The organism is Streptomyces sp. CA-251387, from assembly GCF_050936625.1.
Taxonomy (GTDB): Bacteria; Actinomycetota; Actinomycetes; order Streptomycetales; family Streptomycetaceae; genus Streptomyces.
In genome coordinates this window covers 7938862-7960344 of record NZ_JBNJMJ010000001.1, presented here as the reverse complement: position 1 = coordinate 7960344, position 21483 = coordinate 7938862, and the positions used below count along the sequence as shown (strand labels likewise).

General features: G+C 71.2%; 16 protein-coding genes and 1 pseudogene. 1 reads left to right on the top strand and 16 read right to left on the bottom strand.

The features are described 5' to 3' along the window. Positions 1-4: 4 nt before the first annotated feature. The 16 genes and pseudogenes from ACQEV2_RS35365 to ACQEV2_RS35290 all read right to left on the bottom strand — a co-directional run bounded on the left by ACQEV2_RS35365 (position 5) and on the right by ACQEV2_RS35290 (position 20383). Positions 5-1051: a sugar phosphate isomerase/epimerase family protein gene (locus ACQEV2_RS35365; RefSeq protein ID WP_433050995.1), complete on the bottom strand. Its 1047-nt coding sequence runs from the start codon at positions 1049-1051 to the stop codon at positions 5-7. Between the two features lie 115 nt (positions 1052-1166). Continuing rightward, positions 1167-2639: an alkaline phosphatase family protein gene (locus tag ACQEV2_RS35360; RefSeq protein ID WP_433050992.1), complete on the bottom strand. Its 1473-nt coding sequence runs from the start codon at positions 2637-2639 to the stop codon at positions 1167-1169. Continuing rightward, on the bottom strand, positions 2636-3805 hold the full coding sequence (eboE, locus tag ACQEV2_RS35355; protein ID WP_433050989.1) for a metabolite traffic protein EboE: 1170 nt from the start codon (positions 3803-3805) through the stop codon (positions 2636-2638). The genes ACQEV2_RS35360 and eboE overlap by 4 nt, the downstream gene beginning before the upstream one ends. A 3-nt stretch (positions 3806-3808) precedes the next feature. Then, a complete protein-coding gene (locus ACQEV2_RS35350; RefSeq protein ID WP_433050986.1) occupies positions 3809-4729 on the bottom strand; it encodes a TatD family hydrolase in 921 nt (306 codons plus the stop codon). Continuing rightward, positions 4729-5469 carry an EboA domain-containing protein gene (locus ACQEV2_RS35345; protein ID WP_433050983.1) on the bottom strand — a complete coding sequence of 247 codons (741 nt, stop codon included), beginning with the start codon at positions 5467-5469 and terminating at the stop codon, positions 4729-4731. Before ACQEV2_RS35345 ends, ACQEV2_RS35350 begins: the two co-directional genes overlap by 1 nt. Further along, positions 5466-6605 carry a sugar phosphate isomerase/epimerase family protein gene (locus tag ACQEV2_RS35340; RefSeq protein WP_433050980.1) on the bottom strand — a complete coding sequence of 380 codons (1140 nt, stop codon included), beginning with the start codon at positions 6603-6605 and terminating at the stop codon, positions 5466-5468. Before ACQEV2_RS35340 ends, ACQEV2_RS35345 begins: the two co-directional genes overlap by 4 nt. Next, positions 6602-7749: pseudogene (locus ACQEV2_RS35335) on the bottom strand (SCO3242 family prenyltransferase). Before ACQEV2_RS35335 ends, ACQEV2_RS35340 begins: the two are co-directional and overlap by 4 nt. 71 nt (positions 7750-7820) lie before the next feature. Further along, positions 7821-8987, bottom strand: a complete 1167-nt coding sequence (locus ACQEV2_RS35330; protein ID WP_433050977.1) for an inositol-3-phosphate synthase — start codon at positions 8985-8987, stop codon at positions 7821-7823. Between the two features lie 111 nt (positions 8988-9098). Then, positions 9099-10493, bottom strand: coding sequence for a ThuA domain-containing protein (locus tag ACQEV2_RS35325; RefSeq protein WP_433050974.1), 1395 nt, complete (start codon positions 10491-10493; stop codon positions 9099-9101). A gap of 15 nt (positions 10494-10508) precedes the next feature. Then, positions 10509-13001: a PQQ-dependent sugar dehydrogenase gene (locus ACQEV2_RS35320; RefSeq protein WP_433050971.1), complete on the bottom strand. Its 2493-nt coding sequence runs from the start codon at positions 12999-13001 to the stop codon at positions 10509-10511. Positions 13002-13084: 83 nt separating this feature from the next. Next, positions 13085-14089, bottom strand: coding sequence for a sugar phosphate isomerase/epimerase family protein (locus ACQEV2_RS35315; RefSeq protein ID WP_433050968.1), 1005 nt, complete (start codon positions 14087-14089; stop codon positions 13085-13087). A gap of 34 nt (positions 14090-14123) precedes the next feature. After that, on the bottom strand, positions 14124-15335 hold the full coding sequence (locus tag ACQEV2_RS35310) for a Gfo/Idh/MocA family protein (protein WP_433050965.1): 1212 nt from the start codon (positions 15333-15335) through the stop codon (positions 14124-14126). A 55-nt stretch (positions 15336-15390) separates the two neighbouring features. Beyond that, positions 15391-16428 carry a substrate-binding domain-containing protein gene (locus ACQEV2_RS35305; RefSeq protein ID WP_433050962.1) on the bottom strand — a complete coding sequence of 346 codons (1038 nt, stop codon included), beginning with the start codon at positions 16426-16428 and terminating at the stop codon, positions 15391-15393. Between the two features lie 49 nt (positions 16429-16477). Next, on the bottom strand, positions 16478-17497 hold the full coding sequence (locus ACQEV2_RS35300) for an ABC transporter permease (protein WP_433050959.1): 1020 nt from the start codon (positions 17495-17497) through the stop codon (positions 16478-16480). Beyond that, a complete protein-coding gene (locus tag ACQEV2_RS35295; RefSeq protein ID WP_433050956.1) occupies positions 17494-19014 on the bottom strand; it encodes a sugar ABC transporter ATP-binding protein in 1521 nt (506 codons plus the stop codon). The genes ACQEV2_RS35300 and ACQEV2_RS35295 overlap by 4 nt, the downstream gene beginning before the upstream one ends. A gap of 187 nt (positions 19015-19201) precedes the next feature. Then, positions 19202-20383, bottom strand: coding sequence for an ROK family protein (locus ACQEV2_RS35290; RefSeq protein ID WP_433050953.1), 1182 nt, complete (start codon positions 20381-20383; stop codon positions 19202-19204). A 258-nt stretch (positions 20384-20641) separates the two neighbouring features. On the opposite strand from ACQEV2_RS35290, the gene ACQEV2_RS35285 reads away from it, so the two are divergent. Further along, complete coding sequence (locus ACQEV2_RS35285) at positions 20642-21460, top strand: NAD(P)H-binding protein (RefSeq protein WP_433050950.1); 819 nt, start codon at positions 20642-20644, stop codon at positions 21458-21460. Positions 21461-21483: the final 23 nt, after the last annotated feature.

Below are 21483 nucleotides of genomic sequence, written 5' to 3'. Positions count from 1 at the left end.
GCCGTCAGCACTTCTCCCGCAGCGAGTGCAGGTGCTCGCTCGAGCGGCGTGCGAACGTGAAGGACTCGGTCGGGTTGTCGTGCTCCGCCTGCCAGTGGTGGGCGAATCGCTGCCCGCGCAGCCTGGTCACGGCGGAGATGAACCGCTGGTAGTCGATGTCGCCGTCCCCGACGTCGACCATGCGGTAGCCGTAGGTGTTGGCCGGGTCGCTCACACCGTCCTTGACGTGGAAGAGCGGGTAGCGGTGCGGCTGCTTCAGTACGTAGTCCAGCGGCTCGAAGGGGGCGGCGGTGCCGTCGGGCCGCTTCGAGAAGCGGAACTGGCCCGAGTACGCCCAGAAGATGTCCATCTCCAGGTAGACGAGGTTGGGGTCGGTCTCGGCGAGCAGCACGTCGTAGAGGCGCACCTTGGGGTTGTCGGTGGCGAAGGAGAACTCCTCGGAGTGGTTGTGCTGGTAGAACTTCATGCCGCGCGCCTTCGCGGCCGCGCCGTAGGTGTTGAACTCTTCGGCGGCCCGCTTCCAGGCGTCGACCGTGGAGCCGTAGCGGAACGGCCCGGAGGCGGTTCCTATGTGCTTCAGGCCCAGGGCCTCGGCGTCGTCGAGGACCTTGGTGAGGTTCTGGGCGAAGGTGTAGGCATTCGGGTCGTTGGAGTAGTAGCCGACGTGGCTGCCGATCGGATTCAGACCGTGGTTCCGGGCCAGCCGCTTGAGCTGGGCGAGAGTGATCGGGCCGGCTGAGCCCTGCGTGTATCCGGCGAACTCGACCTCGTCGTAGCCGTACTTCTCCAGTTCGGCGAAGACGGGGGCGAAGCCGAGCGTGGAGACCTTGTCGCGCAGGCTGTAGAGCTGGATGCCGAGTCGGCCGGGCGGCAGGACGGGACGGCCGCGGCCGGCGGTGCCGGGGGCGGACGCGGTGCCGGGGGCGGCGGTCGCGGGGGCTGTGGCGGCGCCCAGCAGGGCGGCAGCCGTGGCGCCCGCGGCGACGCCGAGCATGCCTCGTCTGCTGAGGCGGTGGGTGAGTTCGGGGTCGGGCTGGGAAAAGCGGCTCATGCCTGGAACTCCTCGAGGTCGGAGGCCGTTGTCAGTGGTGAGTGCTTCACTTGTGACCAGTCGGAAGAGACGGGTCGGTGGGGCCGGCGGGCCGGCGCTCGCCGGTCGTGGCCGGTCAGGTGAGACCGGCGAGTTGGAGCAGCAGTGACTTCACGTCGGTGGCCGATACGCGGTCGCCGACAGCGCGGGGGGTGGAGCAGATGAGGAGCGGACCGTCGTCGTCGCTCGCGGGAAGGCGGCCGTGGCTGCCGCGAATAGGTGACGGATCCAGGGGCACGACCGCCATGCGGTAACGCATGCCGAGTTTCTTGCGCGCCAACGCGGTCGCGGCCTTGACCTTGACGTAGGGGTCGAGGGGATCCATGAAGAGTTCGACCGGGTCGTAGCCGGGTTTGCGATGGATCTCGACGAGTCGCGCGAAGTCGGGCGCGCGGGCGTCGTCGAGCCAGTAGTAGTACGTGAACCAGGCGTCCGGCTCCGCGACGGCGACGAGCTCGCCCGAGCGCGGGTGGTCGAGGTGGTGGGCCTTCTTGCCCTCGTCGTCGAGGAGTTGCTCGATGCCGGGCAGCCCGTCGAGGGCGGCCCGGGTCGCGTCGAGATCTTCCGGCCGGCGTACATAGACGTGGGCGATCTGGTGATCTGAGACAGCGAAGGCGCGTGACGCCATCGGGTCGAGGTACTCCATGCCGTCCTGGGTGTGCACCTCGAGCAGGCCTGCCCGTCGCAGAGCGCGGTTGATGTCGATGGGCCTGTTCACGCGGGTGATGCCGTATTCGGAGAGCGCGACGACCGTACGGCCCTCGGCTCGGGCGTCGTCGAGCAGCGGGGCCATGGCAGCGTCCAGGTCGGCTGCCGCTTTCCGGGAGCGCGAGTCGTCGGGGCCGAAGCGCTGCAGCTCGTAGTCGAGATGAGGGAGGTAGCAGAGGGTCAGGTCGGGGTGCCGGCTGCGGATGATGTGACGGGTCGCGTCGATGATCCAGCGGCTGGAGACGAGGTCCGCGCCGGGCCCCCAGAAGTGGAAGAGCGGGAAGGTGCCGAGTTTCTCGGTGAGTTCGTCGTGCAGGGTGGGCGGCCGGGTGTAGCAGTCGGGTTCCTTGCGGCCGTCGGAGTAGTAGATCGGACGGGGGGTGACGGTGATGTCGGTGTCGGCGCCCATGGCGTACCACCAGCAGATATTGGCCACGGTGTAGCCGGGGTGGGCGCGGCGGGCGGCGTCCCAGAGTTTGTCGCCGGCGACCAGTCCGTTGTGCTGCCGCCACAGGAGTACGTCGCCGAGGTCGCGGAAGTACCAGCCGTTGCCGACGATGCCGTGCTCCGACGGGTGGGTGCCGGTGAGGAAGGTGGACTGGGCGGCGCAGGTGACGGCGGGCAGGAAGGTGCCGAGCAGGGCGCGGGAGCCCGACTGGGCGAGGGTCTTGAGATGGGGCATGTGGTCGAGGAGACGGGGGGTGAGGCCGACGACGTCGAGGACGAGGAGAGGGGTGGGACGGCGCGTGGTGGCGGCATTCGCGGTGGCGCCGTCGGCGGTGGCGTGCGGTCCAGGTGCCGGGCGGCCGATCTGGGCTGCCGGGTCCGGTAGCTCGGTCATGGCAGCTCCTTCAGGCCCAGGTCGGTCAACAGGTCGCGGGCGAGGGTGAGTTCGGCGGCGATGCCGTCGGCGAGCTGGCTGCGGGCACGGGGTCGCAGGTCGGCCGGGAGGGCCTGCCAGGTGTACGTCTCGACCTCGAGGTGGTGGGTGAGCGGGTGCGGGCCGCCGACGAGGCGGGTCAGTGCGGCTTTGAGGACAGGAAGTGTGGAGGTGAGGGGCGCGGCGGGCGCCGCGTGGAGCGGGACGTGGAAGTGGGCGCGCCACGGAGAGGCGTCGGGCAGGGCGTCGCCCTTGAGGGCCTCGCCGAGGTCGTCGGTGCCGCGCAGACCTACGGAAGTGGCTGTGCGGGTCTGGTGCAGGAAGCGGGGTTCGTCGAAGTCGGCGAGGGCCTCGCGGACCTCGGGAAGGTGGGGGTGTTCGGCGTGCAGGGCGGCTGAGAGCTGGGACTTGACGACGGGGACGCGGGCTGCGGTGAGCGCGTCCAGGGCGGTGTGCGGATCTTCGAAGGAGGTGGCGAGGTGACAGGTGTCGACACAGATGCCGACGCGGTCGTGGCCGATCGCGGTGAGCGGGACGATGGCGTCGGCGGTGGTCTCGACGGTGCAGCCGGGCTCGGGTTCGAGGCCGATGCGGATGTCGCGGCCAGTCAACTCCTGCAGGGCGTCGAGGCGTTCGGCGAGGGTGAGCAGGGCTGTGCGGGCGGTCTCGGCGCGGGCGTCGTCATAGGCGGTGCGCCAGGCGAGGGGCAGGGTGGAGATGCTGCCCTGGGAGACGTCGTCGGGGAGGAGGCCGGCGAGGACGCGGGCCAGGGCGGTGGTGTGGTCGAGGCGTTCGGGGTCGGCCCAGTCCGGCTTGTAGACGCGGTACTTGACCTCTTCGGCACCGAAGCCCTCGTACGGGAAGCCGTTGAGGGTGACGACCTCCAAGCCGCGCCGGTCGAGTTCGGTGCGCAGGCCGCGCAGGGCGGACGGGTCGGAGACGAGGGCGTGGGCGGCGTCCTTGGCGAGCCACAGGCCGATGCCGAGGCGGTCGCGGCCGAGCCGGCGGCGGACGGGTTCGCAGTGGTCGCGGAGTTGGGCGAGGACGCCGTCGAGCGTCTCGGCCGGGTGGACGTTGGTGCAATAGGCGAGGTGGACGGTAGAGCCGTCGGGGTGGCGGAAGCGCATGGCTCACGCCCCCGGAGCCGGGGCGGCAGACGGGTCGTCCCCCTCACTCGGGGTGTCGGCCGGTCCCTCGTCGTCCTTCGGGGCGCCGCGCAGGATGGAGTTGCCCTCGTGGGTCGCCTCCGGGGCCGCGACGTCGAGGGTGAGGCGGCCGCTGAGCCCGTAGAAGGCGACCGGGTTGCGCCACAGCACGCGGTCGACGTCGTCCTCGTCGAAGCCCTCGGCGAGCATCAGGTCGGCGACCTTCCGGGTCTTGAGGGGATCGCTTCTGCCCCAGTCGGCGGCGGAGTTCACCAGCACTTGGTCGGGCCCGTACTCGCGGAGGATCGCGACCATCCGCTCCTCGTCCATCTTGGTGTCCGGATAGACGGAGAAACCGAGCCAGGAGCCGCTGTCCTTGGCCTCCTTGACCGTCGTCTCGTTGAGGTGGTCGACCAGGACGCGCTCGGGGGGCAGCGCGGACTCCCGGACGACGTCGAGGGTGCGGCGCAGGCCGGCCAGCTTGTCTCGGTGCGGGGTGTGCACGAGCGCGGGCAGTTCGTGGTCCGCGGCGAGCTGGAGCTGGGCGGCGAGGGCGGTGTCCTCGGCGGGGGTCATCGAGTCATAGCCGATCTCACCGACGGCGACGACCTGGTCCTTCACCAGATACCGGGGCAGTTCGTCGAGGACGGGGACGCAGCGCGGGTCGTTCGCCTCCTTGGGGTTGAGGGCGAGCGTGCAGTGGTGGGCGATGCCGTACTGGGCGGCGCGGAAGGGTTCCCAGCCGAGGAGGGAGTCGAAGTAGTCGAGGAAGGAGGCGGGACAGGTGCGGGGCTGGCCGAGCCAGAAGGAGGGCTCGACGACGGCGCGGACGCCGGCGGCGTGCATGGCCTCGTAGTCGTCGGTGGTGCGCGACGTCATGTGGATGTGGGGGTCGAAGAGGCGCATCAGGACTCCTTGCCGTCGGTGCCGCGGGTGCCGCACTCGGCGGCGGGCGCGGGTGGGGTGGCCGTGGGGTCGGTCAGGGTCAGGACGCGGTGCAGGTCTTCGGGCACGGGTCGGCCCGCGGCAGTGCGTTCGGCGGCGTAGTCGCCGAGCATGCGGGCGAGTTCGGCGTCGCGGTGGGCGCGGCGGTCCAGGTCGGCCACCGTGGCGACGGGGACACCGGTGAACAGGCACTTCAGGACGGCATGCCGCCACTGGTGGGGGTCGAGGTGGCGGGCGGCGTAGGGGCCGACGGCGGCGGCGAGGAGCCGGGTGTCGTTGGTGCGCAGGGCGTCCTCGACGAGAGGGAGGGCCTCGCGGCCGGCCACGAGGTGGGGCAGTGCGTGCAGGACGGCGCGGCGTTCGGCGGCGGTGCCCTGGAAGTAGACCCGGGTGAGGGCGTCCGCGTCGGCGCGGGCGGCGTGCAGGATGAGGACGCGGGCGGCGTCGGCATGCTCGGGGCCACAGCGGCGCCCGGCCTCGGCGATGCGCAACTCCCAGACAGAGATGGGCCCGTGGGTGCCTGGGTGGTCGGCGGCCTCGTCGAGAGCTTGGTGGAGCCAGGCGCGGGCGGCGCCGCCGAGGTGGTCGGTGAGGTGGCCGCGCAGCTCGGTGGGCGGGGTGTGGGCGAGGGTCGTCCCGCCGGCGTCCGTCCACTCGTTGTCCGCGCCCGGGGTGGCCGGGTTGGTGCGGGGGTGCGTCATGAGGTGCTCCCTTCAGGGGTGGCGGAGGGATCGCCATGAGGTGGGACGAGGACGGGTGATCCGGTGGCCGTGGCTCCGGCAGCGGCTTCGGCTGCGGCAGCGGCTGCAGTTCCGGCAGCGGCTCCGGCTGCGGCAGCGGCTGCAGTTCCGGCAGCGGCTCCGGCTCCGGCTTCGGCTTCGGCTTCGGCGCGGCGGAGGAATGGGAGGGAGAGTTCGGCGAAATGAGGGCCCGCGTGGGAGTGGCGGGGCAGTTCGACGACGGTCAGGCCCTGGTAGCCGGTGGCGGCGAGGGCGGCGAGCACGGGCGGGAAGTCGATCTCGCCGTCGCCGAAAGGGAGGTGTTCATGGATGCCGCGGCGCATGTCCTCGATCTGGACGTGGCGCAGCCAGGGAGCGGCGGCGCGTACGCAGTCGGCGGGAGAAAGGAGTTCGAGGCACTGGCAGTGGCCGATGTCGAGGGTCAGGCCGAGGTGGTGCGGGTCGCCGAGTGTGCGGCGGAGTCGGTGGAAGTCGGCGAGGGTGGCGAGGAGGTGACCGGGTTCGGGTTCGACGGCGAGTGGGACACCGGCCGTGGCGGCGGCGTCCAGGACCGGAGTGAGCGCGTCGGCAAGGCGGTGCCAGGCCGTGTCGGGGTCGGTTCCCGGTGGTGTGACTCCGCTGAAGCAGTGCACGGCGTAGGCGCCGAGGTCGGCGGCGACTCGGACGGCGCGGATGAGCAGGTCGACGCGGCGGGCGCGGGCGTCCGCATCGGGGTCCAGGAGGGAGGGGCCGTGCTTGCGGCGTGGGTCGAGCACATAGCGGGCGCCCGTCTCCACGGTTACGTCCAGCCCCAGGGCACCCAGCCGCTGTGCAAGGCGGCGGGTGCGTGTGGCGAGGTCCGGGGCGAGCGGGTCCAGGTGCATGTGATCGAGCGTCAGACCGACCCCGTCGTAACCGAGGTCGGCGAGCAGGGCCAGGGCATCGTCGAGGCGGAGGTCGGCGAGGCCGTTGGTGCCGTAGCCGAAGCGGAGAGGGGTGAGGGCCGGCGCTTGGGAGGTGGCGGTGGCGTGCGCGACGCTGGTGGCGTGCGGTCGGGCGCCGGGTCCCGGGCCCGGAGCCTCGGTGGACCGGCCCGGGTCGGTCGTCGCGTGGCTCATGTGACGCTCACCTTCCGTCCGAACCGCCGACCGAGCGGGGCGAGACCCGCCACGAACAGGGCGGTGATGCCTGCTCCGGACCGGGCAGTGAGCGCGGCCTGGAGGGGGACCGTGGCGCGGATACCGCCGGCGACCGCGCGTTGGGTGAGAGGAGGTGACGGATTGAGGGCGGCGTGAAAGTAGGGGCGGGCAGCGGTCGCGGTGTAGGCGACCGCGAGGGCTGAGCGCACGGTGTCCGCGGTCGACCGCGCCCAGGCGGGCCTGTTCAACCGGCGCTGAGCGAGCGGGGTCGCGGGAGCGGCGGTCGGGCTTACGGCTGCGTTTTCCGGCACGTCGACGCCCGCCACACTCGGCCGGGCCCCCTCCGGCTCGCGCTCCGGCGGCGAGCGGTTGCGTGGGTGGTTTCGCCAGGTTGGGTGCCCGGCCGGGCTACGATCGCTGCTTCCCAGTCTGGAGCCGGTTGGCGATCGCCCTGCGCCGGAGGCCGGGCGGCGGACCGACGTGCCAGCAGGCGTCCGAGCAGGACCGTGGTGGCCAGGGCTGCGAGGGGTGCCAGGGGTGAACCGCCCGTCGTCTCCTGGCGGGACACCGTGGTGACCGCGAGGGTGTGGGTGCCGAGCAGGGCGGCGGACGGGAGCGCCTCGCGGGTGTGGCCGGTGGTGGCCGCGGCGCCGAGGAGGAGGTCCAGGGCGCGGGCCGTGGCCATGACCGCGGGGCCGGCTGGGGTGTGCTTCAGGGTGAGGTCGTAGGACCAGACGGTGGCGGCGAGCGGCACGGCGACCGTGAGGGCGGGGCGGCCGGCGCGGGCTGCGAGGGCCAGGCCGGCGCCGGTCAGGGCGCAGGCCGCGGTGAGGGCGGCGGCGGGGCGGATGCGGCCGGACGGAAGAGGGCGATGGGGGCGCTCCGCGGCGTCCTCCTCGTGGTCCGCCCAGTCGTTGAGGGCCATGCCGGACGCGTACAGGCAGAGGGAGGAACCGATGGCGAGCAGAGTGCGGGAGTTGGGGTGCACGGCGGTCGCGGCGGCGCCGGCCAGCGCGTCACCGGGGACGGTGAACAGGGCGGGGAGACGCAGGAGTTCGGCCCAGGCAAGGGCAGGGTCACGGGGTGCTGCCAAGGCGCGTGCAGGATCACGGTGCGCTGCCAAGGCGCGTGCCGTGTTGCGGGGCGCTTCGGTCGCGCCGGTGGTCGGCGATGTGCGGAGCTCCCGGCGCCGGTTCACTGCTGCTCCTTGTCGGCACCGGGGCACCGGTCAGCTTCTTCGAGGCGTGCGGCCGCCAGGCGTTCGGCGAATCTCGTCAGTGCCGCGTACTGCTCTCCCAGCGCCGCGGGCCCGTCCCCCACCGGATCCTTGAAGTAGAAGCCCAGTTCACTGAGCGGACCGGTCAGGCCGGCCTCGTGGGCGCGTGCCGTCAGGCGCGCGAGGTCGAGGACCAGCGGGGCTGCCAGGGACGAGTCGCAGCCCTGCCAGATGGTCTGGAGGATCATGCGGGTGCCGAGGAAGCCGTCGAAGGCGATGTGGTCCCAGGCGGTCTTCCAGTCGCCGAGGGCGGGGACGTCGTCGATGTGGACCTCGCCTTCGGGCACCTCACCCAGCACGTCCGCCAGGGCCCGCTCCTTGCCGGCGTTCTTCGCCGCCGCGGCGGCCGGGTCGGCCAGGGAGGCGCCGTCGCCGCCGCCGAGCAGATTCGTGCCGGACCAGGCGCGGACCGTCAGCGCTCGTTGGGTGAACATCGGGCCCAGGACCGAGCGGAGCAGTGTCTGTCCCGTCTTGCCGTCGCGGCCGGCGTACGGCAGGCCGCTTGCTGTCGCTATGGCCGTCAGTGCGGGATGGTGCAGTCCGGTCGACGGGGTGAAGTTCACGTACGGGCAGCCCGCGCGCAGGGCGGCCGCCGCGTACAGGGAGCTCGGGGGCAGCGCATCGCCGGTGGGGGCCGGTTCCGTGGAGGCCACGTTCACGACCACCGCCCGGGCGAGCCCGTGACGGCGTACGAAGTCCCGTATGTCTGCCGCGAAGGCCGCGATCAGTTCCGTTTCGCTCCGCGTGTCCCCGGCGAGCGGGCCGCCGGGCCTGATCTCCTGGTCGGCGGCGGCCAGTTCGGCGTGTACGGCCGCGGGAAGTCCCGGTGGCAGCACACCACCCGCGGCCAGGGCCTCCGCACGTTTGGGCAGCGGGCAGTCCAGTGTGTCGTGGCCGCCGAACACGAGGGAGGACAAGGCGGGCAGGCCGGATTCGGCGAACGCCGGCGTCTCGGTGACCATTCCCGTCGGCGGGTGCAGGCCGGCGGTCACGGCGGCGCATCCGGCGACGACGGTCGTGGCGACGGAGCCGCGCGCCCCGATCAGCCAGACGCCGACACGCGGTGGAGAAACGGACGCGGACATGGGCAGCCTCCTTGTCGAACGCGTCGTGGGCAGGCCCCGGGCGGGGAAAGACGGATCCCGGACGGGGAAAAGACGGCGGGCGGGAGTCCGGCGTCCCCCGCCCGCCGTCGCTCAGTCGCCCTGCGAAGCCAGGAGTCCGGCGGACTCCGCGGACTTCGTGGGCAGTTCCTTGATCCGGATGTCACGGAAGGACACCTCGTCGTCGGCTCCGTGGTTCTGGATGCCGATGTGTCCGTCGGTGAGGCTCCGGGCCGGGTCGGTGTTGGTGAAATCGTTGATCTTCACGCCGTTGAGATAGACGCGGAGGCGTTCGCCCTCCACGCGGATCTCGTACGTGTTCCACTCCCCCGGCGGGTTCAGCGCACGGTCGCGCTTCTTGAGGTCGGCGGACTGGAAGCCGTACACGGCCCCGGTGGTGCGGTCGGGGGCGTCGGTCGCGTCGATCTGGATCTCGTAGCCGTTGTTGACCGCCGACCACGGGTCGTCCGAGGGCGGGAAGCCCACGAACACGCCCGAGTTGTCGTCGCCGGCCGGCTTCCAGTCGAGCTTCAGGGAGTACGACCCGAAGCCCGACGCGGCGTACCAGAGCATCCCCATGCCGCCGGTCGACGTGAGCGTGCCGTCGTCGGACAGGGCGAAGGAGCCCGGCCCCGCCTGCTTCCAGCCGTCCAGCGAGGCCTGCGTGCCGTCGAAGAGCGGTCGGTATCCGTTCTCCGGGCGGCAGTCGGCCTCGGTGTCGCCGACGGCCCAGCGGATTCCGCCCAGCAGGTGCTCCCGGAACAAGGGCTCGGCGTAGGACTCCTTGGTGTGGCCGCCCCCGGTGTAGAAGGCGCGGCCGCCCTGGTAGTTCTGGCACCAGGCGATCGGGTGGTCCCCGTTCATGGTGCCGCCGGTGTACGAGGACTCGTCGAGGGACGCGAGGACATGAGCCCTCTCCCGTGGATTCGAGCGGTAGTTGTACCACTCGTCCGTGCGGTTCCATGTCTCGGCAAGACCCGAGGTCGCCGGGTGGGCGTGGTCCTCGACGTCCACGGTGGCCGGCTGGATCGCCGGGTGCGACTGGAAGTAGGCGCCGGCGAGGCCGCCGTAGAACGCCCAGTCGTACTCGGTGTCGGCGGCCGCGTGGATGCCGACGTAGCCTCCGCCGCGCCGGATGTAGCCCTCGAAGGCCGTCTGCTGGGCGGCGTCGAGGACGTCTCCGGTGGTCGACAGGAACACGACGGCGGCGTAGCGCCGCAGGTTGGCGGCGGTGAAGGCCGCGGCGTCCTCCGTCGCGTCGACCGTGAAGCCGCCCGTCTCGCCGAGCTGTTTCACCGCGGCCACGCCGTCGGGGATCGAGTCGTGACGGAAGCCGGCCGTCTTGGAGAAGACCAGCACCCGCTTGCCGTCGTCCCGGGCCCGGGAGTCCTCCGACGCCTGTGACGTGGCCGGTCCCGAGACGCAGCCGAGGAGTACGGCGGCTCCCACAACTGCCGTCGTCAGCCGTCCGGTTGAACGTGTTCGCATCCTCCGTCCCTCCTCTCAGCCCGTGGTGAAGGTGAAGTCGTCCACGTCGTACAGGGCACCCGTGCCGCTCCCCTTGAAGACGAGGTAGAGCGTGGTCGTGCCCCTGGGCGCGCGGGACAGGTCGGCGGTGACGTCCTGGAAGGTCTCCCAGCCGCCGGTCACCGGCACGGTCGTCTTGCCGAGCAGGGTGCCCGTCGAGGACCCGGCACGGACCTCGAGAGTGCCGCCCGCGCCGCCGGAGGAGATGCGTGCGGTGATCTTCTTGGCGTTGCTCAGGGCGTACGGCGTGAAGGAGATCCAGTCGCCGTTGTGGATGCTGCCGACCGTCCTGCCGCCATGTGCGGTGGCCTTGGTGATGACCGAGACGCCGGAGCCGTTGCCGAAGTGCTCGGCCTGGCGGTGCCCCGGCTGGGTGACGTTCTGGTCGTGCGTGGTGAGGGGGGCCTGGCCGCCGCCCCCGCCGTCGGTGTACTCGGCGTCCATGACGCCGAAGATGTTGGCGTCCTCGTCGTGGCCGCCGTCGGCGCTGGTCTGGATGGTGCCGGTGCAGCCGTTCGCCGAGGTCACCGGGTGGCCGTGGCTGTCGTGGCCGAGGATGAAGGTGACCTTGACCTTGGCGCAGTCGATGGCCGGGTCCTCGGGGTCGCTGACCTTCACCTTGAACGGGATCGCGTCACCGAAGCTGAACAGCTGCCCGTCCTGCGGGAGTTCCAGCGTCACCTTGGGCGCGGTGTTGCCGACCACGATCTGCACGCTCGCGCTGCCGGTACGGCCCGAGGGGTCCTTGGCGGTCAGGGTGGCGGTGTAGGTGCCGTTCTTCTTGTAGCGGTACGTCGGGTTGGCCGTCGTCGACTTGCCTCCGTCACCGAAGTCCCAGCTGTAGGTGAGGGCGTCGCCGTCCTGGTCGGTCGTGCCTTCCGAGGAGAACTGGACCCTCAGCGGCGCCGTGCCGGAGGTCTTGCTCGCCGCGGCCTGCGCCACGGGCGAGTGACCGTCGGTGGCGTTCTCGATCCGGTACAGGCCCGAGTTCTCGTCACCACCGAACCACGCGGTGCCGTAATCCAGCACATACAGCGCGCCATCCGGACCGAAGGCCATGTCCATGATCTGGGTGCCGGTCCACGGGACGTTGTTGATCGACTGCACGGTCCCGGCGTCGTCACTCACGATCCGCTTGATCCAGCGGCGGCCGAACTCCCCGGCGAAGAAGTTCCCGTCGTAGGCCTCGGGGAACTTCACCGGCGAGTCGAGCGAGGCGTCGTAGCGGTAGACCGGGCCGCCCATCGGGGACTCGGAGCCGGTGCCGAACTCGGGCACGGATCCGCCGTCGTACGGGATCCAGGCGGGCTGGGCCGGGGGAAGGTCGGTCAGGCCGGTGTTGTGCGGCGAGGTGTTCTTCGGCGCCGCGCAGTCGAAGGCCGAGCCCGACTGGCCGGTCGCGAAGTCGTAGTCGACGTAGGCGTCGTTGTCGCCCGTGCAGTACGGCCACCCGAAGTTGCCGGGGCCGGTGACGCGGGCGAACTCGACCTGGCCGGCCGGGCCGCGCGCCGGGTCGGCGGCGCCGGCGTCGGGGCCGTAGTCGCCGACGTAGAGGATCCCGGTCTTCTTGTCGACGCTGAAGCGGAACGGGTTGCGGAAGCCCATGGCGTAGATCTCGGGGCGGGTCTTGTCGGTGCCGGGCGCGAAGAGGTTGCCGTCCGGGATCGAGTAGGAGCCGTCGGCGTTCACCTTGATGCGCAGGATCTTGCCGCGCAGGTCGTTGGTGTTGCCGGAGGAACGCTGGGCGTCGAAGGCCGGGTTGCGGTTGGCGCGCTCGTCGATCGGGGTGAAGCCGTCCGACTGGAACGGATTGGTGTCGTCGCCCGTTGAGAGATACAGGTTGCCCGCCGCGTCGAAGTCGATGTCGCCGCCGACATGGCAGCACAGGCCGCGGGAGGCGGGGATGTCGATGATCTTCGTCTCGCTGGCCGTGTCGAGCGTGCCGTCGGTCCTCAGGACGAAGCGGGAGAGGCGGTTGACGCCGTCGAAGGGGGCGAAGTCCGCCGCCGTTCCCGTCTCGGGGGCGTCGCCGGCCGGAGTGTTGAGCGGGGGTGCGTAGTAGAGGTAGATGAAGCGGTTCTCGGCGAATCCGGGGTCGACGCCGATGCCCTGCAGGCCTTCCTCGTCGTGCGTGTACACGGCGAGCTTGCCCGCGAGCTTGGTGTTGCCGGCCGCGTCGGTGAGGCGCAGCTCGCCGTCGCGGGAGGTGTGCAGGACCGAGCGGTCCGGGAGGACGGCGAGCGACATGGGCTCGCCGACCTCCGGTTCGCCCTTGGCGAGGGTGACCTGCTGGAAGTCCTCGGCCGCCACGGCTTCCTGGTCGGCTACGGCTGCGCCGGCCTGGGGTGCGGTGAACGTGAGGGTTGCGCCTGCCAACAGCGCGCCGCTGAACAGCGCGACTGCCTTACGGAAGGGCAGGCGTCGTCTGTGGGTCTCGATTCCGTCGGTGCCATGGGTTTTCCCGTGCACGGATGCCTCCAGAATGGGGCCGGTTGTACATGCGGGTGCAATACGCCGGGATGCGCCGTCATCCCGGAACTCACAGAAGAGGCCTATTCGTTGCCGCCGAACGCCGCGTCGAAGGAGGCCGACGGCGGTTCGAAGTCGTACGCCTTGAGGCGGGTCAGCGCCTCGGGGGCGCCCTGGAGCCGGTCCATGCCGGCGTCCTCCCACTCCACGGAGATCGGGCCCTGGTAGCCGATGGAGCGCAGCATCCGGAAGACGTCTTCCCAAGGGACGTCGCCGTGCCCGGCCGACACGAAGTCCCAGCCGCGGCGCGGGTCGCCCCAGGGCAGGTGGGAGCCGAGGCGGCCGTTGCGGCCGTCGAGGCGCTTGCGGGCCTCCTTGCAGTCGACGTGGTAGATGCGGTCGCGGAAGTCCCACAGGAAGCCGACCGGGTCGAGGTCCTGCCACACGAAGTGCGAGGGGTCGAAGTTCAGACCGAAGGCGGGACGGTTACCCAGGGCCTCCAGCGCGCGCTGAGTCGTCCAGTAGTCGTACGCGATCTCGCTCGGATGGACCTCGTGCGCGAACCGCACGCCCTCCGCGTCGAAGACGTCGAGGATCGGGTTCCAGCGCTCGGCGAAGTCGTCGTAGCCGCGTTCGATCATCGACTCGGGCGCGGGCGGGAACATGGCGACCAGATGCCAGATGGCGGAGCCGGTGAACCCGATCACCGTGTCGACGCCGAAGGCGGCCGCGGCACGTGCCGTGTCCTTCATGCGGTCCGCGGCCCGCCGCCGGACCCCTTCCGGGTCTCCGTCGCCCCACACCTCGCGCGGCAGGATGGCCTGGTGGCGTTCGTCGATGATGGCGTCGCAGACGGCCTGGCCGACGAGGTGGTTGGAGATGGCCCAGCACTTGAGGCCGTACTTGTCGAGGAGCTGATGCCTGGACTCCACGTAGGAGGGATCATTCAGCGCCTTGTCGACCTCGAAGTGGTCGCCCCAGCAGGCGAGTTCGAGTCCGTCGTAGCCGAAGTCGCGGGCGAGCCGACAGACCTCCTCCAGCGGCAGGTCGGCCCACTGGCCGGTGAACAGCGTGAACGTACGGGGCATGCGCGTCAGCCTCCTCAGACCGCTATCGGGTGGATCAGACCGCAATCGGGGTGTAGACGGAGTTCTTCTCGGCGCTCTCCTCCACCGCCGCGAGGACGCGCTGCACCTGCAGTCCGTCGGCGAAGGAGGGTTCGGGCCGGCGGCCCTCGGCGATGGCGTGGACCAGGTCGCGGGCCTGGTGGACGAAGGTGTGCTCGTAGCCGAGGCCGTGGCCCGGGGGCCACCAGGCGTCCAGGTAGGGGTGGTCGGGTTCGGTGACGAGGATGCGGCGGAAGCCGGCGTGCGCTCCGGGTTCCCTGCCGTCGTGGTAGGCGAGTTCGTTGAGCCGCTCCAGGTCGAAGGCGATCGAGCCGTGTTCGCCGTTGAGCTCGATGCGCAGGGCGTTCTTGCGGCCGGTGGCGTAGCGGGTGGCCTCGAAGGAGGCGAGGGCGCCGGACGGGAAGCGGGCCGTGAACAGGGCCGCGTCGTCGACGGTGACCTGCCCGGTGCCGGCGGCCGAGACGGCGGTCAGCCCGCTCGTGGCGCCGGTGGGCAGGGGCCGCTGACGCACGAAGGTCTCCGTCAGCGCCGAGACGCCAGCCAGCCGCTCCCCCACCAGGTACTGCGCGAGGTCGACGATGTGCGCGCCCAGGTCGCCGAGCGATCCCGAGCCCGCCTGTTCCTTGCGCAGCCGCCAGGTCAGCGGGAAGTCCGGGTCGACCAGCCAGTCCTGGAGGTACGTCACGCGCACGTGCCGCAGCGCGCCCAGTCGGCCCTCGTCGACCATCCGGCGGGCCAGGGCGGTGGCCGGCACCCGGCGGTAGTTGAAGCCGACCATCGCCAGCTGGCCCCGCGCGTACGCCTCTTCGGCCGCCCGCGCCATCGACGTGGCCTCCTCGACGGTGTTGGCGAGCGGCTTCTCGCACAGGACGTGCTTGCCGGCGGCCAGGGCGGCGAGGGCGATCTCGGCGTGGCTGTCGCCGGGTGTGCAGATGTCGACGAGGTCGACGTCGTCGCGTTCGACGAGAGCACGCCAGTCGGTCTCGACGGACGCCCAGCCGTGCCGGTCGGCCGCCCCCTGTACGGCCGCCCGGTCGCGGCCGCAGATCACGGCCTGTACGGGGTTCAGCGGCAGGTCGAAGACGCGGCCCGCGGTGCGCCAGCCCTGGGAGTGGGCGGCGCCCATGAAGGCGTAGCCCACCATCCCCACGCGCAGGGGTGGCTTGCCTGCCTCGGTCCCTTCTGACTGCTGCTGCGGCTGTCCCATGTGGGAGTCCTCCTCGTCCTGGTCGGGGTGGCGCACGTGGGGGGTGCGGGCGGAATCACTTGAAGCCGGTGGACATGTACTGGCCGACGTTGGTCTTGTCGACGACCGCCGAGTAGAGCGTGATCGAGGCCGGGATCTCGAACTCGGCCATGCCGCCGACGCCCTTGCCCTGGCCCAGCGCACGGGCCAGGTCGATCGCGGAGGCGGCCATGGTCGGCGGGTAGAGGACGGTGGCCTTGAGGACGCCGTCGTCCTGCTTGATGGCCTGGAAGGCGGACAGGGCGCCCGCTCCGCCGACCATCAGGAAGTCGTCGCGCCCCGCCTGCTCGATGGCGCGCAGCGCGCCCACGCCCTGGTCGTCGTCGTGGTTCCACAGCGCGTCGAACTTCGACTGGGCCTGCAGGAGCTGAGCCATCTTGGCCTGCCCGGACTCGACGGTGAACTCGGCCGCCTGGCGGGCCACCTTCTTGATGTTGGGGTAGTTCTTCAGCGCGTCGTCGAAGCCCTGGGTGCGCTGCTTGGTCAACTCCAGGTTGTCGAGTCCCGCCAGCTCGATGACCTTGGCGTTCGACTTCCCCTTGAGCTTCTCGCCGATGTAGTGGCCGGCGTTGAGACCCATCCCGTAGTTGTCGCCGCCGATCCAGCAGCGGTACGCCTGCGGGGTGTTGAAGATCCGGTCGAGGTTGATGACCGGGATGCCCGCGCGCATCGCCTTCAGGCCGACCTGGGTGAGTGCCTTGCCGTCGGCGGGCAGCACCACCAGCACGTCGACCTTCTTGTTGATCAGCGTCTCGATCTGGCCGATCTGCGCGGCGGTGTCGTTGGAGCCCTCCGTGATCTCCAGCGTCACGTCGGAGTACTTCTTCGCCCGGCTCTTGGCGTTGTCGTTGATCGCGTTGAGCCAGCCGTGGTCGGCCTGCGGCCCGGCGAAACCGATGGTGACCGGCTTGCCGGACTTGTCGTCGGCGGCCGGCTGGTCCTTGGCGGCCGGTTCATCCTTGGACTCGTTGCTCGTGCAACCTGCGAGGAGGGCACCGGCACCTATGGCGGCGGTTCCGAACAGCAGCCCTCTGCGACTGGTGAGCTCTGACATGGCGGTGAACCCTTTCCTCAGGTCTTGCTGAGCGGGAGCGGTACGACCCTCAGGTCGTGCTCGCGGTACGGCGCTGGACCAGGACGGCGGCGACGATGATCGCGCCCTTGGCGATCTGCTGGACGTCGCTCTGCAGGTTGTTCAGGGCGAAGATGTTGGTGATCGTGGTGAAGATCAGGACGCCGAGTACGGAGCCGGTGATGGTGCCGCGGCCCCCGCTGAGCAGCGTGCCGCCGATGATCGCGGCGGCGATGGCGTCGAGTTCGTAGAGGTTGCCGTTGGTGTTCTGGCCGGAGCCGGACAGGATGATCAGCAGGAAGGCGGCGATGCCGCAGCACAGCCCGGACAGCAGGTAGAGGTAGAGCCGCTGGCGGCGGACGTCGATGCCGGCGAGCCGGGCCGCCTCCGCGTTGCCGCCGACGGCGACCGTACGGCGTCCGAAGGTGGTGCGGTTCAGGATCAGCCAGCCGATGATCGTCACGACCGCGAACACCATGACCAGCGGCGGGATGCCGAGCACGTACGCGTCGCGCTCGCCGAGGTCGAGCACGGAGGGCACGGTGACGATCTGCGTCTTGCCGTCGGTGATCTGCAGCGCCAGCCCTCGGGCGGAGGCCAGCATGGCGAGCGTGGCGATGAACGGGACCATCGCGCCGTACGCGATGAGCAGTCCGTTGACCAGTCCGCACCCCACGCCGACGATCACCGCCGTGAAGAGGATGCCGCCGAAGCCGTACTCCTGGGTGGCGACCGTCGTCGCCCACACGGAGGCGAGCGCGACGATCGCGCCGACGGACAGGTCGATGCCGCCGGAGGTGATGACGAAGGTCATGCCGACGGTGACGACGCCGATCACGGACGCCTGGGTGAGGACGAGTTGGAGGTTGCGGGTGTCCAGGAACTCGTCCGGCTTGGTGATGCCGCCGATGACGATCAGGGCGGCGAGGACGCCGAGCAGGGAGAGGGTGCGCACGTCGGCGCGGGCCATCAGGCCACGCCAGGCGGGCGGTGCGCCGGCCGACGGCACCTTGCCGGTGCTGTCCCGGGGCGGGGAGGCGTGCTGCGTCATGACGCCGGGCTTCCTTCCATGACGAGGTCGAGTACACGGTGTTCGTCGAGTTCGCGGGCGGGTGCGGTGTGGACGACGCGGCCTTCGCGGAGCACCAGGACGCGGTCGGCGAGGCCGAGCACTTCGGGCACTTCGCTGGAGACGAGCAGCACGGCGAGGCCTTCAGTCGCCAGTCGACGGACGACTGCATACAGTTCGGCGCGGGCGCCGACGTCGACGCCGCGGGTCGGTTCGTCGAGCAGCAGGACACGGCAGCCGCGCAGCAGCCAGCGAGCCAGGACGGCTTTCTGCTGGTTGCCGCCGGACAGGGTGCGCACGGGCACGGAGGGGTTGTCGGGCCGCAGGGACAGCTCGCGGGTCGCGGCCCGGGCGGCCCGGAGCTCGGCGGCGCGGTCGATCCAGCCGCCGCGCGAGAAGCGGGACATGGACGACACCGACACATTGCGGGTGACGGACTCGAGCATCAGCAGCGCCTGCGCCTTGCGCTCCTCGGGGGCGAGCCCGAGGCCGGCGCGGACGGCGGCGCGTACGCTGCCGGGCTTCAACGGCCGCCCGTCGACCAGCACCTGACCGGCCGTCGGCTTCCGCGCACCGTATACAGTCTCCAGAATCTCGGATCGCCCGGAGCCCACCAGTCCGGCGAGCCCGACGATCTCGCCGGGCCGCACGGTCAGGTCGAAGGGCTCGAACTCGCCGTCCCGGGCGAGACCCCGGACCTCCAGCAGCGGCTTCCTGGCCGTCACATCCCTGGTCGGCCGCTCGGGGAAGACGTACTCCACATTGCGTCCCGTCATCAGCGCCACGACCTCGCGCGTCGGCGTCGTCTTCGCCGGCAGCCCGCCGGCCACGGCCCGCCCGTCCTTCAGCACCGTCACCCGGTCGCCGATGCGGCGGATCTCCTCCAGCCGGTGCGAGATGTAGACGACGGCGACGCCGTCGGCGGTGAGGTCGCCGACTATGCGGAAGAGGTTGTCGACCTCGTCCGGGTCGAGGGCGGCGGACGGCTCGTCCATCACGATGAGCCGTACGTCGTGGGAGAGCGCCCGCGCCATGGACACGATCTGCTGCTGCGCCGCCGACAACTCGCCGACCAGGCGGGCCGGATCGATCTCCGGATGCCCGAGTCGCTTGAGGAGCTGCGCCGTTGACGCCTTGGCCGTCTTTCCGCGTACGACGAAACCGGCGGCCGTGGGTTCATGGCCGAGGTGGACGTTCTCGGCCACCGACAGGTGCTCGACGAGGTCGAGTTCCTGGTAGATGGTGGCGATGCCCAGGCGCATCGCGGCGATCGGCGAGCGGAGGGTGACCTCCTCGCCGCGCCAGCGGATGGTGCCGGTGTCGGGCTGGTGGGCGCCGGCCAGGACCTTGATGAGGGTGGACTTGCCGGCGCCGTTCTGGCCGAGCAGGCAGTGCACTTCACCGGCCTGGACGTCGAGGTCGACGCCGTCGAGTGCGCGGACGCCGGGGAACGACTTGGTGATGCCGGACATGCTGAGCAGCGGTGGTTCTGGTGCCATGAGGGTCCCCTTGGCGGGCGTGCGGGCCGGGTTCAGGGCGATCCCCTTGCGGGGCGGCGTTTTCAGGCAGGGCTGTTTTCGGGCAGGGCAGAGCAGGGCGCTGTGCGGGTGAGCCGTACTGAGTGGTGCCGAGTGTGCCGAGTGTGCCGAGTGGTGCCGAGTGGTGCCGAGTGGTTCCTGGCGGTGCTTACGCGGGTGAGAACAGGTGGTCGCTGATGAGCCGGGCCGCGCCGATGACTCCGGCGGTGGGGCCCAACTCGCCCAGGACGATGGGCAGGTTGCCGGTCGCCAGCGGCAGCGACTGGCGGTAGACCTGGGTGCGGATCGCGGCGAGGAGGTTGTGGCCGAGGCCGGTCACCCCGCCGCCGATCACCACCAGACCGGGGTTGAAGAAGCTGACGAGTCCGGCGATGACCTGGCCGACGCGGTTGCCGCCCTCGCGGATCAGGTCGAGGGCGGTGGCGTCACCCGCGGCGGCCGCGGCGGCGACGTCGACGGCGGTCAGGGTGCCGTTCGCCGCCAGCCGCGAGGCGAGTTCGTCCGACAGCCCCTGCTGGGCCGCCTCCACGGCGTCCCGGGCGAGGGCCGCCCCGCTGAAGTGGGCTTCGAGGCAACCCCGGTTGCCGCAGGCGCAGGGGCGGCCGTCGGGCACGGCCTGGATGTGCCCGATGTCGCCCGCGCTGCCCGTGACACCGCGGTGGACGTCACCGCCGGCGACGATGCCGCAGCCGATGCCGGTGCCGATCTTGACGCAGAGGAAGTCGCCCACGGAGCGTGCGACGCCCGCGTGCTGCTCCCCCATCGCCATGAGGTTCACGTCGTTGTCGACCATGACCGGGCAGCCGAGTTCCTGGCTGAGCGCCTCCCGCACCGGGAAGCCGTCCCAGCCCGGCATGATCGGCGGAGCCACCGGGACGCCCTCGGGGAAGCGGACGGGGCCGGGGACGCCGATGCCGGCGCCGTCGTACCCCTCCGCGAGCCCGGAGGCCCTCAACTTCGCTGCCATGGACAGGACTTGCTCGAAGACCGCGACCGGGCCCTCGCGGACGTCCAGGGGCTGGTTGAGGTGACCCAGGATCTCCAGTTCGGCGTTGGTGACGGCGACGTCGACCGAGGTCGCGCCGATGTCGACGCCGAGGAAGCGCAGCTCCGGGTTGAGCCGGATGTTGTGGGAGCGCCGGCCGCCGCGCGAGGCGGCGAGTCCGTCGGCCACGACCAGGCCCGTCTCCAGCAGGCGGTCCACCTCCACGGCCAGCTTGGACCGTGAGAGGTCGATCTGATCGCCGAGCTGGGCCCGGGAGTTGGGACCCCCGTCACGCAACAGCTTCAGCAGCCTGGCCTGATGGGCGTTCGCGGGTCGCGCCGTCATGCGTCTCACGAGCCCCTCCCCGCCTCAATCGGCCTGTGCGCGCCGGGTTTCGGCCACTTCCGTGGCCTGCTTTCGAGGGGAACGTAGCAGCGGGCGCCGGGAGTGGGAAGAAGTTGCGCGCAGATTGCCGTCAACTTTCTCCACTGACAGGACAAAGATCTGTCGCGCCCTGGTGCTGTCGGCGCCGGCCCCGCAGGATGGGCAGGACGCCGGGCCTGCCGCGGCCCGGGACGGGGAGAGGGGGGCCGGGTGTTTCTGGTGACGGGTGCCACGGGGAACGTGGGCGCCGAACTCGTACGGGCTCTGGCGGAAGCAGGGCAGCCGACGCGGGCGATGAGCCGCTCCGGCCGGATGGACGGGCTGCCCCCGGGGGTGACGGCCGTCGCGGGCGATCTCAACCGGCCCGAGACGGTTCGTCAGGCGCTGGGCGGCGTACGGGCCATGTTCTTGATGCCCGGTTACGGCGGACAGCGGCAGATCCTGGCGGACGCGCGGGCGGCGGGAGTGGAACGGATCGTGCTGCTGTCCGGGAAGTCGGCCGGGACCGGCGACACGGGCAACGCGGTCGCGGGCTATCTGATCGACGCCGAGAACGCCGTACGTGAGTCGGGGCCGGCGTGGACGTTCCTGCGGCCGACCAGCTTCATGTCGAACGCACTGCAACTCGCGGACCAGATCCGCAAGGGCGACGAGGTGCGGGTGCCGTTCCCGGACGTCCGCACGGCCGACGTCGACCCGCACGACATCGCGCAGGTCGCCCTGCGTGCCCTGCTGTCGGACGAGTACACGGGCCGGGCCCTCGAAGTGACCGGCCCCGAGGCGCTGTTGCCCGCCGACCGCGTCCGCGTCCTCGGCGAGGTCCTGGGCCGCGACCTGCGTACCGTCGGCCTCGCCCCCGAGGAGGCACGCGCCGAGCTGGAGGCCCGCATGCCGAAGCCTTACGTCGACGCCTTCTTCAGCTTCTTCGTCGACGGCACCCTGGACGAGTCGGAGGTGCTGCCGACGGTGCGGGAGGTGACGGGCCGGGAGCCGCGCACGTTCGAGCAGTGGGTGCGGGCGCATGCGGAGGGGTTCTGAGGCGCCGCCCTTGCACCCGGGTG

Coding starts and splice junctions, on each gene's coding strand:
- ACQEV2_RS35365 (WP_433050995.1), bottom strand. CDS start 1,051: ATGAGCCGCTTTTCCCAGCCCGACCCCGAACTCACCCACCGCCTCAGC.
- ACQEV2_RS35360 (WP_433050992.1), bottom strand. CDS start 2,639: ATGACCGAGCTACCGGACCCGGCAGCCCAGATCGGCCGCCCGGCACCT.
- eboE (WP_433050989.1), bottom strand. CDS start 3,805: ATGCGCTTCCGCCACCCCGACGGCTCTACCGTCCACCTCGCCTATTGC.
- ACQEV2_RS35350 (WP_433050986.1), bottom strand. CDS start 4,729: ATGCGCCTCTTCGACCCCCACATCCACATGACGTCGCGCACCACCGAC.
- ACQEV2_RS35345 (WP_433050983.1), bottom strand. CDS start 5,469: ATGACGCACCCCCGCACCAACCCGGCCACCCCGGGCGCGGACAACGAG.
- ACQEV2_RS35340 (WP_433050980.1), bottom strand. CDS start 6,605: ATGAGCCACGCGACGACCGACCCGGGCCGGTCCACCGAGGCTCCGGGC.
- ACQEV2_RS35330 (WP_433050977.1), bottom strand. CDS start 8,987: ATGTCCGCGTCCGTTTCTCCACCGCGTGTCGGCGTCTGGCTGATCGGG.
- ACQEV2_RS35325 (WP_433050974.1), bottom strand. CDS start 10,493: ATGCGAACACGTTCAACCGGACGGCTGACGACGGCAGTTGTGGGAGCC.
- ACQEV2_RS35315 (WP_433050968.1), bottom strand. CDS start 14,089: ATGCCCCGTACGTTCACGCTGTTCACCGGCCAGTGGGCCGACCTGCCG.
- ACQEV2_RS35310 (WP_433050965.1), bottom strand. CDS start 15,335: ATGGGACAGCCGCAGCAGCAGTCAGAAGGGACCGAGGCAGGCAAGCCA.
- ACQEV2_RS35305 (WP_433050962.1), bottom strand. CDS start 16,428: ATGTCAGAGCTCACCAGTCGCAGAGGGCTGCTGTTCGGAACCGCCGCC.
- ACQEV2_RS35300 (WP_433050959.1), bottom strand. CDS start 17,497: ATGACGCAGCACGCCTCCCCGCCCCGGGACAGCACCGGCAAGGTGCCG.
- ACQEV2_RS35295 (WP_433050956.1), bottom strand. CDS start 19,014: ATGGCACCAGAACCACCGCTGCTCAGCATGTCCGGCATCACCAAGTCG.
- ACQEV2_RS35290 (WP_433050953.1), bottom strand. CDS start 20,383: ATGACGGCGCGACCCGCGAACGCCCATCAGGCCAGGCTGCTGAAGCTG.